General features: G+C 64.9%; 17 protein-coding genes. 8 read left to right on the forward strand and 9 right to left on the reverse strand.

All coding sequences use genetic code 11. From position 1 onward, the window contains the following. The first annotated feature begins 207 nt into the window (after positions 1-207). From CRO07_RS10865 to CRO07_RS10880, 4 genes are read left to right on the forward strand one after another with little or no spacing between them, the layout of a single operon-like run. Complete coding sequence (locus CRO07_RS10865; RefSeq protein WP_097030717.1) at positions 208-420, forward strand: twin-arginine translocase TatA/TatE family subunit; 213 nt, start codon at positions 208-210, stop codon at positions 418-420. Between the two features lie 10 nt (positions 421-430). After that, positions 431-832, forward strand: coding sequence for a Sec-independent protein translocase protein TatB (gene tatB, locus CRO07_RS10870; RefSeq protein ID WP_097030718.1), 402 nt, complete (start codon positions 431-433; stop codon positions 830-832). After that, positions 829-1,686, forward strand: a complete 858-nt coding sequence (gene tatC, locus CRO07_RS10875) for a twin-arginine translocase subunit TatC (protein ID WP_097030719.1) — start codon at positions 829-831, stop codon at positions 1,684-1,686. Before tatB ends, tatC begins: the two co-directional genes overlap by 4 nt. Next, entirely contained in the window at positions 1,683-2,528 is an 846-nt protein-coding gene (locus CRO07_RS10880) for an ATP-binding protein (protein WP_097030720.1), read from the forward strand. The genes tatC and CRO07_RS10880 overlap by 4 nt, the downstream gene beginning before the upstream one ends. Positions 2,529-2,591: 63 nt before the next feature. Here CRO07_RS10880 and CRO07_RS10885 read toward each other — a convergent pair whose 3' ends face one another. The 7 genes from CRO07_RS10885 to CRO07_RS10920 all read right to left on the reverse strand — a co-directional run bounded on the left by CRO07_RS10885 (position 2,592) and on the right by CRO07_RS10920 (position 9,247). Then, positions 2,592-3,611 carry a ribose-phosphate pyrophosphokinase gene (locus CRO07_RS10885; protein ID WP_097030791.1) on the reverse strand — a complete coding sequence of 340 codons (1,020 nt, stop codon included), beginning with the start codon at positions 3,609-3,611 and terminating at the stop codon, positions 2,592-2,594. 190 nt (positions 3,612-3,801) lie between these two features. Beyond that, the gene (locus CRO07_RS10890) at positions 3,802-4,263 is read right to left on the reverse strand and encodes a YcgN family cysteine cluster protein (RefSeq protein WP_097030721.1); all 462 of its coding nucleotides are present in this window, start codon (positions 4,261-4,263) and stop codon (positions 3,802-3,804) included. A gap of 37 nt (positions 4,264-4,300) precedes the next feature. Continuing rightward, positions 4,301-5,221, reverse strand: a complete 921-nt coding sequence (locus CRO07_RS10895; RefSeq protein ID WP_097030722.1) for a bifunctional riboflavin kinase/FAD synthetase — start codon at positions 5,219-5,221, stop codon at positions 4,301-4,303. A gap of 27 nt (positions 5,222-5,248) precedes the next feature. Further along, positions 5,249-5,692, reverse strand: a complete 444-nt coding sequence (locus CRO07_RS10900) for a MaoC family dehydratase (RefSeq protein WP_097030723.1) — start codon at positions 5,690-5,692, stop codon at positions 5,249-5,251. Between the two features lie 117 nt (positions 5,693-5,809). Then, the gene (locus CRO07_RS10905) at positions 5,810-6,703 is read right to left on the reverse strand and encodes a TIGR01459 family HAD-type hydrolase (RefSeq protein ID WP_097030724.1); all 894 of its coding nucleotides are present in this window, start codon (positions 6,701-6,703) and stop codon (positions 5,810-5,812) included. Positions 6,704-6,814: 111 nt separating this feature from the next. Beyond that, positions 6,815-7,732, reverse strand: a complete 918-nt coding sequence (locus CRO07_RS10910) for a manganese-dependent inorganic pyrophosphatase (protein ID WP_097030725.1) — start codon at positions 7,730-7,732, stop codon at positions 6,815-6,817. A 525-nt stretch (positions 7,733-8,257) separates the two neighbouring features. Then, a complete protein-coding gene (locus CRO07_RS10920) occupies positions 8,258-9,247 on the reverse strand; it encodes a TraB/GumN family protein (RefSeq protein ID WP_097030726.1) in 990 nt (329 codons plus the stop codon). A gap of 189 nt (positions 9,248-9,436) precedes the next feature. Here CRO07_RS10920 and CRO07_RS10925 point away from each other — a divergent pair, with 189 nt between their 5' ends. The 3 genes from CRO07_RS10925 (at position 9,437) to CRO07_RS10935 (ending at position 12,757) form a co-directional block, all read left to right on the forward strand. Next, complete coding sequence (locus CRO07_RS10925) at positions 9,437-9,724, forward strand: co-chaperone GroES (RefSeq protein WP_097030727.1); 288 nt, start codon at positions 9,437-9,439, stop codon at positions 9,722-9,724. Positions 9,725-9,817: 93 nt separating this feature from the next. Further along, positions 9,818-11,461 carry a chaperonin GroEL gene (gene groL / locus CRO07_RS10930; RefSeq protein WP_097030728.1) on the forward strand — a complete coding sequence of 548 codons (1,644 nt, stop codon included), beginning with the start codon at positions 9,818-9,820 and terminating at the stop codon, positions 11,459-11,461. 186 nt (positions 11,462-11,647) lie between these two features. Beyond that, positions 11,648-12,757, forward strand: a complete 1,110-nt coding sequence (locus tag CRO07_RS10935) for a globin-coupled sensor protein (protein WP_097030729.1) — start codon at positions 11,648-11,650, stop codon at positions 12,755-12,757. Between the two features lie 198 nt (positions 12,758-12,955). On the opposite strand, the gene CRO07_RS10940 is transcribed toward CRO07_RS10935, so the two are convergent. Together CRO07_RS10940 and CRO07_RS10945 are read right to left on the reverse strand one after the other, a co-directional pair. Continuing rightward, on the reverse strand, positions 12,956-13,249 hold the full coding sequence (locus tag CRO07_RS10940; protein ID WP_097030730.1) for a hypothetical protein: 294 nt from the start codon (positions 13,247-13,249) through the stop codon (positions 12,956-12,958). 6 nt (positions 13,250-13,255) lie between these two features. Beyond that, positions 13,256-13,693, reverse strand: coding sequence for a hypothetical protein (locus tag CRO07_RS10945; RefSeq protein WP_097030731.1), 438 nt, complete (start codon positions 13,691-13,693; stop codon positions 13,256-13,258). Positions 13,694-14,191: 498 nt separating this feature from the next. Here CRO07_RS10945 and CRO07_RS10950 point away from each other — a divergent pair, with 498 nt between their 5' ends. After that, positions 14,192-14,815, forward strand: a complete 624-nt coding sequence (locus CRO07_RS10950) for a hypothetical protein (RefSeq protein ID WP_097030732.1) — start codon at positions 14,192-14,194, stop codon at positions 14,813-14,815. Positions 14,816-14,919 lie beyond the last annotated feature (104 nt).

Below are 14,919 nucleotides of genomic sequence, written 5' to 3' on the forward strand. Positions count from 1 at the left end.
CCGGGGGCGCTGCCCCCGGACCCCCGGGATATTTGGGCCAGAATGAAGGGGCGAGGGCAGGAGGGGCCCGTCTTCGAGGTTGCGCGATCACAAGTCTGCGGACAAAAAAACTTGTGTCGCAGCGAAAGGGTCTTTGATCCGGCCCGTTGAACCAATAAATGGTGCAGGAATGAAGCGAGGCCGCGTGTCGGCCGCAGGAGATGCGAAATGCTCAACAACATCGGTTTGCCCGGCCTGCTACTGATCGCCGTGGTCCTGCTTGTGCTGTTCGGACGCGGCAAGGTGAGCTCGCTTATGGGCGAGGTCGGCAAGGGGATCAATGCCTTCAAGAAAGGCATCAAGGAAGAGACCGCCGAGATCGAGAACCGCCCCGAGACGACGCGTGACGTGACGCCCGCCTCGGATCGCGACAAGGTCTGATCGGCATCCGATGTTGGACATCGGCTGGAGCGAGCTGCTTGTCATCGGCGTGGTCGCGCTGATCGTCGTGGGTCCGAAGGATCTGCCCGAGATGTTCCGCACCCTTGGCCGGATGACAGCCAAGGCGCGCAACATGGCGCGCGAGTTCCAGCGCGCGATGGAAGCGGCGGCGGACGAGACCGGGGTGAAGGATGTGGCGAAGGATGTTCAGAACATCACGTCGCCGCGCAGTATGGGGCTGGAGGCCGTCAAGCAGGCGGCCGAGAAATTCGAGAAATGGGATCCGATGAAGGCGCCGCCCACGATGCCGAAGGGGCCTGTGCCCCCGGCCGCGCCGTCCGCTGCGGGTGCCGCCACCGTTGCGGCGGCCGCAGATGCCGTGCCCGCTTCCGATCCCAAGAGTGACGCATGAGCAGCAAACCGGCTGACGACATCGACAGTTCCAGCGCCCCGCTGATCGAGCATCTGGCAGAGTTGCGCACGCGCATTCTTATTTCGCTTGCCGCATTCGTCGTGGCGATGCTGGTGTCTTTCTCGGTCTGGAACCCGGTTTTCAACTTTCTGACCCAGCCGATCTGTGCGGCCCTGACCGATCGCGGTCAGGATTGCGGGCTGGTGCTGATCAAGTTGCAGGAAGGCTTCTTCGTTGCGATCCGGATCTCGTTCATGGGCGGGGTTATCCTGTCCTTTCCTGTAGTTGCGATGCAGATGTGGCGGTTTGTGGCGCCCGGCCTTTACCGCAATGAAAAGGCGGCCTTCCTGCCGTTCCTGATCGCTTCGCCGGTGATGTTCCTGCTGGGAGGGCTGTTTGCCTTCTATGTCGTTCTGCCGATCGCCTTCGACTTCTTCCTTGGTTTTCAGCAGTTCATGACCGATCAGCCGGGGGCCGAGGATGGCGCCCAGCTGGCTGGCGTGGTGTTTCAGGGCTCGATGGAGCAGTATCTGGCGCTGACCACCAATTTCATTCTGGCTTTCGGGCTGTGTTTCCAGCTTCCGGTGCTTTTGACGCTGATGGGCAAGGCGGGGCTTGTCACCTCGCGCGGGCTGAAGGCGATGCGGAAATATGCCATCGTGCTGATCCTTGTCGTGGCCGCGCTGGTCACGCCGCCCGACATGATGTCCCAGCTGATCCTGTTCGGTGCGGTTTATCCGCTGTATGAGGTCTCGATTTTCCTGATCCGCCGGATTGAGCGCAAGCGCGAGGCCGAATTGCGCGCCGAGGGCCTGTGGGTCGAGGACGACGAGGATGAGGATGGCAAGGCATGAGTGATCCGCTTCAGCGGATCGCGGCGGCGCTGGAACGGATGAGCCCACCGCCGATGCCGGCGCCCGATTTCGATGCCGCCTGCGCCTTTGTCTGGCACACAGCGCCAGACCGACTTGAGCCCGTTGCGCGGGTGGCGCGGGTGGATCTGTCGTTGCTGGTGGGGGTCGACCGGGCGCGCGATATCCTGCTGGACAATACCCGGCATTTCGCCCGCGGCTTGCCGGCCAACAACGCGCTGCTTTGGGGCGCGCGGGGGATGGGGAAATCCAGCCTTGTGAAGGCGGTTCATGCGGCGGTGGTCGCGGGCGGTGCGCCGCTGAAGATCGTCGAGTTGAGCCGCGAGGATCTGCCCTCGGTGCAGCGACTGTTGAAGCATCTGCGCGCCGCGCCGCATCGCTTCATCCTGTTTTGCGACGACCTGTCCTTCAGCCACGACGACCAGCATTACAAATCGTTGAAGGCGGTTCTGGATGGCGGGATCGAGGGCCGGCCCGACAATGTGATCCTTTACGCCACGTCGAACCGGCGTCATCTGATGCCGCGCGACATGATCGAGAACGAACGCTCGACGGCGATCAGCCCGTCGGAAGCGGTCGAGGAGAAGGTGTCGTTGTCGGACCGTTTCGGGCTGTGGCTGGGGTTCCATCCCTGTTCGCAGGACGAATATCTGGAGATGATCGGCGGCTATTGTGCGGCGCATGGGCTGGTGATCGATCCCGCCACATTGCGCGCCGAGGCGATCGAGTGGCAGGCAACCCGTGGCGCGCGGTCTGGGCGGGTGGCGTGGCAGTTCTTCACCGATCTGGCGGCGCGGCACGGGATTGCCCTGCACGCGGCATGAGCCCCGCATGACAAAGGCCGCGCCCGGCGTGGACGCGGCCTTTGCGGTTGGATGGCGCCGGGATCAGCCGCGCTGATACATGCCTTCATAGATCGGAACCAGCGTGTCGGTCTCGAACAGGGACGAGACGCTGGTGCCGCTCCAGATGTTCAGGATGGCTTGGGCAAACATCGGTGCGGTCGGCACGATGCGGATGTTCGAGGCCGCCTGCACCGCGGCGGTCGGTTCGATCGAATCGGTGATGACAAGGCTTTTCATCACCGATTTCTGCACCCGCTCTACCGCCGGGCCGGACAGGACGCCGTGGGTGATGTAGGAATGGACTTCGGTCGCGCCGTTGTTCACCAGCACTTCGGCCGCCTTGCACAGCGTGCCGGCGGTGTCGCAGATGTCATCGACAATGATGCATTTCTTGCCGGTGACGTTGCCGATCACGGTCATCTCGGCAATCTCGCCGGGCTTTTCGCGGCGCTTGTCGACGATGGCAAGGGGCGCGTTGATGCGCTTGGCGATCTCGCGCGCCCGCGCCACGCCGCCCACGTCGGGCGAGACCACCATCAGATCCTGCATCTGGCCCTTGAAATGGTGTTCGATATCCAGCGCAAAGACCGGCGCCGAATACAGGTTGTCCACCGGAATGTCGAAGAAGCCCTGAATCTGGGCCGCGTGCAGGTCCAGCGTCAGGACACGGTCAACGCCGGCCTCGGTGATCAGGTTCGCCACCAGCTTGGCGGAAATCGGCGTCCGGGCCTTGGCGCGGCGATCCTGCCGGGCATAGCCGAAATAGGGGATCACCGCGGTGATGCGGCTGGCCGAGGACCGCCGCAGCGCATCGACCATGATCAGCAGTTCCATCAGGTTGTCGTTTGCCGGGTTCGATGTCGGCTGGATCACATACATGTCTTCGCCGCGGACGTTCTCGTAGACTTCGACGAAGATTTCCTGATCGTTGAACCGCTCGATCCGGGCATCCACCAACGAGACCGCCATGCCGCGATGCACCGACATCCGCCGCGCGATGGATTTCGCAAGCGCGAGGTTGGCGTTGCCGGAGATCAGCTTCGGCTCGTTCATGGCTGGCATGGGATATTCCTCGGGGGGCCCGCGTTTCAGGGGCGGATTCGTGATGTCGAACACCCTCTAGCACCGGGCCAGGGTCTTGAAAACCGCACCAGAGGACCAATACCGAAATGTCGCCTTGCGCTCTCTGTTTGCTGACCGATCAGGCGGCGCCGTGACATGGATGTGCAGGCAAGGCGCCCGGCGCGGGGGGTCAGGGGGTCTCGTCGATGATGTGGTCTTCCCAGTCGTCCTCGTTCACCTCGAATTCGGGCACGGTCCAGCCGCGGACCGAGGCGCCGGCCTCGTGGATCGAGTCGTGGCTGCCTGTCAGCAGGTGATGCCACGATGGCAGGCTTTTGCCTTCCCACAGCAGCCGGTAGGCGCAGGTGCGCGGCATCCAGTAGGCGATCTTGGGCAGTGTTGCGGGCGACAGTTGCACGCAATCGGGCACGAACTGGCGGCGGATTTCATAGTTGGTGCAGCGGCAGCTTTCGCCGTCCAGAAGGCGGCAGGCGATGCGGGTGAAGGCGACTTCGCCGGTGTCCTCGAACTCGATCTTGTTCAGGCAGCACTTGCCACACCCGTCGCACAGGGACTCCCATTCGGCCGGGTTCATCCGGTCAAGCGGCACGCGGTCCCAGAACGACGGGCGAAGGGCGGGGGGCTTGGTCATCGCGGCACCTTGGGCCCCGTGGGGCGGAAAAGGGGAATCAGGTGGTCAGGATTTCGCGGGCGCGGGCGCAATCGCGATCCATCTGCGCGACAAGGGCGGGCAGGCCGTCAAAGACCATTTCGGGGCGCAGATAGTCGACGAAGGCGACCGACAGATGTTCGCCATACAGCTCGCCCGCAAAGTCGAACAGATGGCTTTCCAGATTGGGCCGGTTCTCGCCGAACATCGGCCGCACGCCAAGGCTGGCGGCGCCGGAATAGGTGCCCTTTTGCGGCCCGCTCAGCACGTCCACCTTGACCGCATAGACGCCAAGGCGCGGTAGATGCAGCCCGTTCACCGACATGTTGGCGGTGGGAAAGCCCAGATCGCGACCGCGCTTGTCGCCATGCAGAACCTCGCCCTCGATCCGGTGCCAGTGGCCCAGCATCGTCGCTGCATCGCGCGGGCGGCCCTCGCTCAGCGCGACGCGGATCGCGGTGGACGAGATTTCCAGCCCTTCGACCGTCAGCAGATCCGCCGCCGTCACCGCAAAGCCGAAGCGTTGGCCAAGCGCGGACAGATCCGCCACCGTGCCGCTGCGGCCACGGCCAAAGCGGAAGTCGGCGCCCACCACGACATGGCTGACGCCCAGCCCCCGGGCCAGCACGTCGCGGGCGAAATCCTCGGGGGAAAGCCCGGCCAGCGCGCGGTCGAACGGCAGTTCATAAAGCCGCTCAACCCCCAGCTTGGCCAGACGGTTGGCGCGGGCCTCGGCGTTCATCAGCCGGAAGGGGGCGGCGTCGGGGGCGAAGACCTCGCGTGGGTGCGGCTCGAACGTGATGACGCCCAAGGGGCCGCGCCCGCGGGCAAGGTCGATCACCCGCTGATGGCCAAGGTGCAGGCCGTCGAAATTGCCCATCGCGACCGAGGCGCCCCGGTCGCACGCCTGAAGCCCTTGCCAATGGTGGTAGATGCGCATCGGTCCCCGCGGGCGGGGAGCCCGCCGTCAGTCGAATTTGCGGCTTGGCGCCAGAACCAGCGCCTCGCCCTTCAGGACGGTGGTATTGCCCACGAGGCAGCGGGTTTCAAGGGTCACCCGGCGTTTGCCGTGATCGATCGCCGTCACCGTCACTTCGGCCAGCACCACATCGCCCGGGCGGACGGGGGCCAGAAACTTCAGCGACTGGCCCAGATAGACGGTGCCATGGCCCGGCAACTGTTCGCCGATCACGGCCGAGATCAGGCCCGCGGTCAGCATCCCATGGGCGATGCGGCCTTCAAAGATCGTGTCGCGTGCGTAATCGTCGTCCAGATGCACCGGGTTCCGGTCGGTCGAGACTTCTGCGAACAGTTCGATGTCGCGGTCGGTCACTTCCTTGCGCAAGGACCGGCTCATGCCGATCTCGAGGTCTTCGATGCAGATCGTCCCGCGGGGCATGTTGTCGAGCATCCTGCGAATCCCTTAGCTGGTGCCGTGCACGTTAATCTGCGCTGCATCGCAGCACAAGATGCGCGGGCAATAAATGTTCCCGCCTGCGACTAAAGGCGCAACAATCTTGCCGTCGGGTTAACGCAACCGCGGGATGACATAGGACGGCGACAGTTCGACCTCGGCCAGCCAGTTCGACAGCCGCGCGGGGTCCAGCCGCTCGCCATTCTCGCCGAAGATGTCCATGGCCAGCCCGCCGGTGATGAACAGGGTGTCCAGATCCTCGGCCATGCCGCCGCGGATGTCGGTGCCGATGCCGTCGCCGATGCACAGGATTTCCTCGTGCACGATGCCGGGGCGGATCGCATCCAGCCGGCGCTTGGCCAGATCGTAGATCGGCGGGTGGGGCTTGCCGAAGTACAGGCTTTCGCCGCCCATCGCGTCATAGGCTTCGGCGATGGCGCCGGCGCAGTAGATGCGCTTGTCGCCGTAATCCACCACGATGTCGGGATTGGCGCACAAAAGCTTCAGCCCCTTTTCGCGGGCGTAAAGCAGGGTGGCGCGATAGTCGTCGGGGGTTTCGGTCAGGTCGTCGAACAGGCCGGTGCAGACGATGCCCTGCGCCTGCGCCAGCGGCACCTTTTCGATGGGTGGTTGGTTGGCCGCGATGCCGGTCAGGTCGTCGGACAGTTCGGTGAAGAAGGTGTCATCCTTGTCCGGCCCAAGGTGATAGACCTTGCGCCCCACCGCCCCCGTCACCAGCGCATATTGCGCCGCATCGCCGGACGAGGCGATCTCGTCATAGCAGTCGGTGGGCACGCCGATGGTATCCAGTTGCCGGCGCACCGAAGGCTTCGGCCGCGGCGCGTTGGTCAACAGCACCACCGTCCCGCCCTTGGCCCGGAAGGCGCGCAGCGCCTCGACCGCCTCGGGAAAGGGTTGGCGGCCGTTGTGCAGGCAGCCCCACAGGTCGCAGTAAAGCGCCCGGTAGGGCCCCGAGATTTCGGCCAGCGAAGCGATGATGCGGCTCATGGGATGCGCCTTTCCGGTCAGGGGCCGGGCGCGTCGCCCGTGCGGGACGGTCGCGGCCGGGCGATGCGCCGCCCGGCCGTCGATGAAGGGCCGGTTGCCCGGCCCCCGTGGTCACAGTTTCAGCGCCGGGATGATCTGCTTCTTGCGGCTCATGATGCCGGGCAGCACCACGCTGTCGCCGGTCACGGTCGCGCCAAAGCTTTTCTCGGCCAGTTGCTTCACCAGATCGTTCGGCACCAGCAGCGTGGCCTCTTCGCGCAGGATGTCGACGATGAACAGCACGACCTGATCGGCGCCATCTTGGGCGGCAACGCCCGGCATGGCGGCCATCAGGCTGGCCTTGCGGTCCAGCAGAACCTGCGGTGCGGTGGTTTCCAGCACCGAGATGCGGAACTGCTTGCCCTCGATCTCGTATTCCTTGGAATCCATCCGCAGCAGTTCGGCATCCGAGAACGCCGAGACATCGGATTTTGCGGCGAACAGTTCGGCCGCGAAGGACGGGATGTCGATGCCCAGATCGGCGGCCAGCTTTTCGGCCACCGCGCGGTCATGCGGCGTGGTGGTGGGCGAGCGGAACTCCAGCGTGTCGGACAGGATGCAGGACAGCATCGCGCCCTTGATCGCGCGGGGCGCGCGCGACAGCGCATCACCCATCAGGTCGTGCATGATGGTGGCGGTGCAGGCCAACGGGCGGATGGTGATGTCGATCGGCGATTTGGTCTTGATGCCGCCGACCAGCAGATGGTGGTCGATGATGCCCACCACCTTTGCGTCGTTGATCGAGGCCGGCAGTTCGGCCGGGTTGTTGGTGTCGACGATCACGCAGGTGTCCTCGGCGGTGACATCGGTGATGATCTCGGGCTTGTCCAACCCCCAGTGCCGCAGCACAAAGGCCGCCTCGGTGTTCGGCTCTCCCAGCAGGACGGGCTTGGCGGGGGTGCCGGCCACTTCGGTCAGATACCACGCCCAGATGATGGGCGAGCCGGTGGAATCGGTGTCGGGGGATTTGTGGCCGAAAACCTTGATCATTTGGAATGTCCCGCTGCGGATGGATCTGGCCGCCTTATAGGGGCGGATCTTGACCTTGTCACGATAGCGGCACGCAGCTTGCCGCAGTGCAGCAACGCGGCCACAGACCAACCGGCGGGGGGCGGTGCAGGGCGTCCGGGCGGCAGTTGGACTGATGCCTGTCCTGTGCCCGGAGAGGCGCCACGGGGCGGCGGACCCGGACCGGGCCGTGGGCGGTTCTGCGGTGCCATCGGCCCGGTCGTCCTGTGGCCGGGGCGCGCCCGCGTCCGGGCAGGGCCTGGATCCCGGGCTTTACGCCATGGCCCTGCGGGGGCGTGTCATGCACCTGCGGCATGGCGGGTGCGACGATGCGGAAATTGTGCTGCACGCCCACAGGCGCCATCTTCGCCCGCAGAATGCTTGACAGGAGTCTTCCATGCGCGATCCGCGTGCCCATCTGCCCTATGAACTGGTTCTGGCCGAACTGAGCCGCTCGTTGAAGCCGGCTTCGGTCTACACATCCCTGTTCAACACGCCGCGCTAGGTTCAGGGCGTCAGCGGCTCGACCCGGAAGCCCCGCCGTTCCAGCAGTGCCAGCACGCCATCCTGCCCGGGCAGGTGCAGCGCGCCCACCGCGACCACGGCCGGGCCGCGCGCCAGCGCCGTCTCGATCACCGGAACCCAGGCGCGGTTGCGGCCAAGGATCAGCGTTTCTTCCATTCGCGCAAATTCGGCATCCGCGCTTTCCGGGGTATAGCCGGGCATGTCGTGTGATTCGAGCCGCATGTATTCCCAGACTTTCCGCGACTCGCCGGTGAAATAGCGCCCGGACAGCGTCACGGCGAGATCGGCCACCCGATCCTCCAGCGGCAGCGCGGTGCGGATCATCGCCAGTTGCTCGTCCTCGCCGAGGTCCGCGAACAGACCGAACACGGTGTCCCAAGGCTCCAGCGCCGCAATCGGCACGCCCGCCGCTTCGGCCACCCTCATCGCCCGGCGGTCAAGTCCATCGGGGTTCTGTGCCTCGGCCATCGCGCAGGGCGGAATGGCAATGGTCATCGAGACATACCACGGTGCGAATTTCGCTGCCATGAAGGGCGGGATGCCGCGCGCCCGCAGCGCATCCGACAGCATCCGCCATTCGTCTTCGGTCAGCCGCTCGGGCAGGGTGGGGCCATCGGACAGCATCAGCGACGGATCTTTCGCCATCGCCTCTTTCAGCCGCGCTTCCTCGGCCGGGCTGGCTTCGACCAGCAGCGTCTGTGCGCTTTCGATGATCGGGCGCAACCGCGCGACGCTGGCATCGTGGCGCGGGTCGTTCAGGTGATAGGTGCCGACCACCACCGCCTGCTCGTCGCCGCGGGTCACGCGCCAGAAATTGCCGGCGGCAAAGGGCTGGCGGGCGGCTTCGGCCTCGACCGCGGCGCGGTCGGCGGCGGGCAGCGCGTCGATCAGGTCGACGCCGGTGCAGGCGGCGTGAAGCGGCGCCGCGACCCACAGGATCAGCGCAGCAAGCAGGGGCGTCGGTCGGGCCATGCGGGGCATATCCTTTGTTGTGAAGCCTGAAGGTGGCACGCACCGCCGCCCGCGCCAAGGCGCGGCGGCCAATTTGACGCATTCCCCCCGTTGACAGGCGTCCGCGCGTTGCCTAATTCTCCCGGCGTTGGCACTCGCTGATGGTGAGTGCCAATAGTATTCAACCTGGAACCTAGGGAGTGTTCTCAGATGGCATTCAAACCGCTGCATGACCGCGTGCTGGTCCGCCGCGTCCAGAGCGACGAAAAGACCAAGGGCGGTCTGATCATCCCCGACACCGCCAAGGAAAAACCGGCCGAGGGCGAAGTGGTCGCCACCGGCGAAGGCGCGCGCAAGGACTCGGGCGAACTGATCGCGATGTCGGTGAAAGCGGGCGACCGCGTGCTGTTCGGCAAATGGTCGGGCACCGAAGTCACCATCGACGGTGCGGAACTGCTCATCATGAAGGAAAGCGACATTCTCGGGATCATCGCCTGACATCAGGCCGATCGCGGCTTGGCCCCCCTCTGACGGGGCAGGGCTTTGAGTCGCCCGAGACATTCGCATCAACAGAAAATCAGGAGCAACAAAATGGCTGCCAAGGACGTCAAGTTCGATACCGATGCCCGCGACCGCATGCTGCGCGGCGTGAACATCCTCGCCGATGCCGTGAAGGTCACGCTGGGCCCGAAAGGCCGCAACGTGGTGATCGACAAGTCGTTCGGTGCGCCGCGCATCACCAAGGACGGTGTGTCGGTCGCCAAGGAAATCGAACTTTCCGACAAGTTCGAGAACATGGGCGCGCAGATGGTGAAGGAAGTCGCTTCCCGCACCAATGACGAAGCGGGCGACGGCACCACCACCGCCACCGTGCTGGCGCAAGCCATCATCAAGGAAGGCCTGAAGGCCGTGGCCGCGGGCATGAACCCGATGGACCTCAAGCGCGGCATCGACCTTGCGACCCTCAAGGTCGTGGAAGCGATCAAGGGCGCCTCGCGTCCGGTGTCGGATTCGCATGAAGTCGCTCAGGTCGGCACCATTTCGGCCAACGGCGAAGCCCAGATCGGCCGCTTCATCGCTGACGCGATGCAGAAGGTCGGCAACGAGGGCGTGATCACCGTCGAAGAGAACAAGGGTCTCGAAACGGAAGTCGAAGTCGTCGAAGGCATGCAGTTCGACCGCGGCTACCTGTCGCCCTACTTCGTCACCAACGCCGACAAGATGACCGCGGAACTGGAAGACGTGTTCATCCTGCTGCACGAGAAGAAGCTCTCGTCGCTGCAACCGATGGTCCCGCTGCTGGAAGCCGTGATTCAGGCCCAGCGTCCGCTGCTGATCATCGCCGAAGACGTGGAAGGCGAGGCGCTGGCCACGCTGGTGGTCAACAAGCTGCGTGGCGGCCTGAAGATCGCCGCCGTCAAGGCCCCGGGCTTTGGTGATCGCCGCAAGGCCATGCTTCAGGACATCGCGATCCTGACCGGCGGTCAGGTGATCTCGGAAGACCTGGGCATGAAGCTTGAGAATGTCACCATCGACATGCTCGGCCGCGCCAAGAAAGTCTCGATCAACAAGGACAACACGACCATCGTGGACGGTTCGGGCGACAAGGCCGAGATCGAAGCCCGCGTGTCGCAGATCCGCACCCAGATCGAGGAAACCAGCTCGGACTACGATCGCGAAAAGCTGCAAGAGCGTGTCGCGAAACTGGCCGGCGGTGTGGCCGTGATCCGCGTCGGCGGCATGACCGAAGTCGAAGTGAAAGAGCGCAAGGACCGCGTCGATGACGCCCTGAACGCGACCCGTGCGGCCGTGCAGGAAGGCATCGTTGTCGGCGGCGGCGTGGCGCTGATCCAGGCTGGCAAGGTGCTTGACGGTCTGACCGGCGAGAACCCGGACCAGAACGCTGGCATCACCATCGTGCGCCGCGCGCTGGAAGCCCCGCTGCGCCAGATCGCCCAGAACGCGGGCGTGGATGGTTCGGTCGTGGCCGGCAAGGTGCGCGAGTCGAACGACAAGACCTTCGGCTTCAACGCCCAGACCGAAGAATATGGCGACATGTTCAAGTTCGGCGTGATCGACCCGGCCAAGGTGGTTCGCACCGCTCTGGAAGATGCGGCCTCGGTCGCCTCGTTGCTGATCACCACCGAAGCCATGATCGCCGACAAGCCCGAGCCGAAAGGCGCTCCGGCCGGCGGCGGCATGGGCGGCATGGGCGGCATGGACGGCATGATGTGATCCACCGCCCTTCGCGGGATGGACGGAAAGGGGGCCTTCGGGCCCCCTTTTCACATTCTTTCGGCTTGGTTTGCCGCTTGTTCGTAGCAATTTGGCGCGAATGCAGGGATTGTCGCGGTGCCCGGATTCATATTCTGGAAAGCGCACATGATTTAATCAGTGTCCATTCATTCTGGGGTATCAGTCGTGACCACACAGCAAGACTTGCAGAAGCGTCTGGATTTTCTGAAGCTTGACGATGGGGCGCTGGAGCGGCTTCCCGAAACGCGCGAGATATTCCTTCAGGCGGTGCAAGAGGCGCTGCACGACTTTTATGACAATGTCCGCGCCACACCCGAGGCCGCAAAGTTCTTTCGCGATCCCTCGCGCATGGACCACGCCAAGGAAAAGCAGATCGCGCACTGGGAGCGCATCGCCTCGGGTCAGATCGACGGGGACTATGTCGCCACCGCAACCCGTGTGGGCCGCACCCATGCCCGCATCGGGCTGGAGCCGCGCTGGTATCTGGGCGGCTATGCGCTGATCCTTGAAAAGGTGGTCGCACTGATGCTGCCGCGGATGCTGGGCCGCGGGTTCCTGTCGCGGCGCCGGGTGGACCGGGCGGCCGGACAGATCGGCGTCATCCTGAAGGCGACGATCCTTGATATGGAATACGGCGTCTCGACCTATTTCGAGGCGCTGGAAGAAGAACGCCGCAAGATCGAGCAGGAGCGCGCGGTCGCGGTTCAGCTTTCCCGCTCGCTGGCCGATGCCTCGTCGGCGATGGAACAGATTGCCGCCACCGTGCGCCAGACCGCCGACAATGCGCAGCAGACCCGAGAGGCCGCGGCACAGGTCAGCGATCTGGCCGCCACCGGCGGCGATGCCGTGGGTGGGGCGGCGGCGGCGGTGCGCGATATCGCTGCCCGGGTGACCGTCGTGCAGGAAATCGCGCGCCAGACCAACCTTCTGGCGCTGAACGCCGCGATTGAGGCCGCCCGCGCCGGCAGCCATGGCGCCGGGTTCGCTGTGGTCGCCGGCGAGGTACGCAAACTGGCCGAGCGGGTGGAACAGGCCTCGACCGAGATCGCCGAACTGGCGGAAGCGACGCTGGCCGCCTCGGCCCGGGCCGAGGAGAGCCTTGCCCGCCTGTTGCCTGACATGCATCGCACCGCGGGGCTGGTCGGCGACATCACCACCGCCTGTCAGGAACAGACGATCGGGGTCGAGCAGGTCAACCGCGCGATCCTGCAAATGAACGAACTGGGCCGAAGGCTGGACGCGGCCGAAGCGGCAATCCTGAACAGCGCCGCCTGATCGGGGCCGCCTGTGCTGGACCTGTCTGAAACAACTGCCATCGGTGTCCGTGCGCAGCATGTCACCGCCCCGCTGGCGGATTCGGAACAGGCGGGTCTCGCACGGGTTTCGCCCCTTAGCCTGCAATGAGTTGTCGGCCATCCCTTCGCATGGCCGCCCCGACCAGAGAGTGGATTTCGCCACGTCTGAGCAGTGGTTTCAGAAGGTCCGAGACCAGCCGCCGATATCCGGGAATGGCTGCCTGCGCCACGGCAACCCGCGCCGCCTTGCGGTTCTTCGCGGCTTCGCGCGTCCCCCTTCAAGGCATTCGTAAACACCCTGCCTAACGGGCATGATCCGGTTGCAGATCAGCCGGCCCGCCTCATCGAAGGCGAAGGTCGGGTCCGCAAAACCGTCTGGGTTTCGGCCGATCAGGATCTGCCCCTTCTTGTGCCAGGGCATCAGCGCGGCCCGAGACGTCGCATCGCCCTGGGTCCAGGTATTGACCTGCACCCGGCCTCAGCGATCCACCGAAGCGGGCTTGTAAATCAGCCCGGAAAAATAATGCTTTTGCACCATAGGCTTGCGCATGATCCAGTGCTTCTGGCCGGCGCTGAACATCTGCTTATAGGAGCGGCCGCGCATGCCTTGGCTGCGCCGGTCGCCTTCGCGGTTGTGCCGATCAATCTTGCGCCGAATGACAGCTTCGGCCACCGCGAACGGGACCGGCACGACATTCGGCGTCGGGGTCGCGCCGGGTGCATGCTCGGCGTGAGCGCCGCGGAACTCGGGCCGGTCATCGATCACACTGGAAAGGGTGGCGAAGGGCCGCCCGGCGATCTTCGATTGCCCGTTGGCGGGCAGGGCGAAGGTGATGTCGATCCCGAGGTGATAGCAGACGCCAAGAGGCTTCACGCCCGGCTTGCCGCACCATTTGAAGTCGGTTCCGCCTGCCACCAGATGCCCGGGGGAATGCCGAACCGTTGCCGGTAAAAAGGGTGCCGAAGATACCGTGCTCGCGGCAGACGTTGCGGATCAGATGCGGCGTCGCGACGGCGTTTTCAGAAACGGCTAACCCGTATCCGCACATGCAGTTCGATGCCACATCGATCAGGCCCAGCATGACGATGCGGACAATCTTGCCGTCGAAGTCCACCCGGAAGTCCAGGGCGCGCCCGTCCAGTGACACGAGGGCCAGCGCCGTCATGGCTCCCTGTCCCGCGTGATCGGCATGGAGCGCGCGCACCGCGGCCTCACGACTGAAGCTTGCGGCTCGGGAACAGCGTTCCCGCGCGGCCATGCGGTGATGTACTTCGGCCAGGTCCATCCCCACCTGCGGGCCACGTCGCGCCATGCCTGCTTGTGCGGGAACTGCGGCCCGGCATCGCGCGGCGTGGTCATGCAGAAGGACCATGCCTCGTCCGAAATCTCGGCCCGCGGACCTCCGGTGCGCGCATGATCCGGCAGCAGCGCGGGCGCGAAGTTCACCGGATCGAGGCCCCCCACGGCCCGCAGGATGCGGCGAAGGCTCATCGTGCCGTCCGCCCCGAACTTCGCCCAAGCGGCGGCGACAAGCTGGACGATCAGCCCGCGCGCCTCGCTTACGCCGCCCTTGGTCAGGAAGCGGGCGATCTCGGCCTTGCGGGTGTCGCCTTGGCAAAGCGGGCGTGGGCCGCCTCATCATACTCGCCCGCGGGAAGTCCCGCCTGGTGCTTCCTTCCATTCCTTCGAAAGGATCGCACCCTCAAACCGTGGGATCAAACCCCTAGCCCCCGCATATTGCCTGAAGGACCGATCTTCGGCGGCGACACGGTGGCGGGCATCCCGGACGCCGACCTGGCCGCGAGGTCCATGTTGGACCTTCTGAAGCAGATGCAGGTTTTCAGTGCCACCGCAAGCCGGATTGGCATGGAGCGCGGCCTTCTTCCTGGCACTGACAGAGCGGCACCCGATTGGTTGCCGTTCGGCATCCAGGCCGGGTCCAGCCCCAGGCGCCGTCATCTGATTTCATTGCGCTTTTTCCGCGCCTCATGCGGCCAATCGACCGCCGGACACGGAAAATCCGGCTTTCAGTCTTAAATCCGGTGAAATCCCCGCCCCGCAAGGCATTGATTTGAAGTGCGTTTAAGGGCGGAAAGGATCAAACCCTCTGAAACCCGTCAGGGGGATGATGCCGCCCCCGC

It is taken from the genome of Cereibacter ovatus, assembly GCF_900207575.1.
GTDB lineage: Bacteria > Pseudomonadota > Alphaproteobacteria > Rhodobacterales > Rhodobacteraceae > Cereibacter_A > Cereibacter_A ovatus.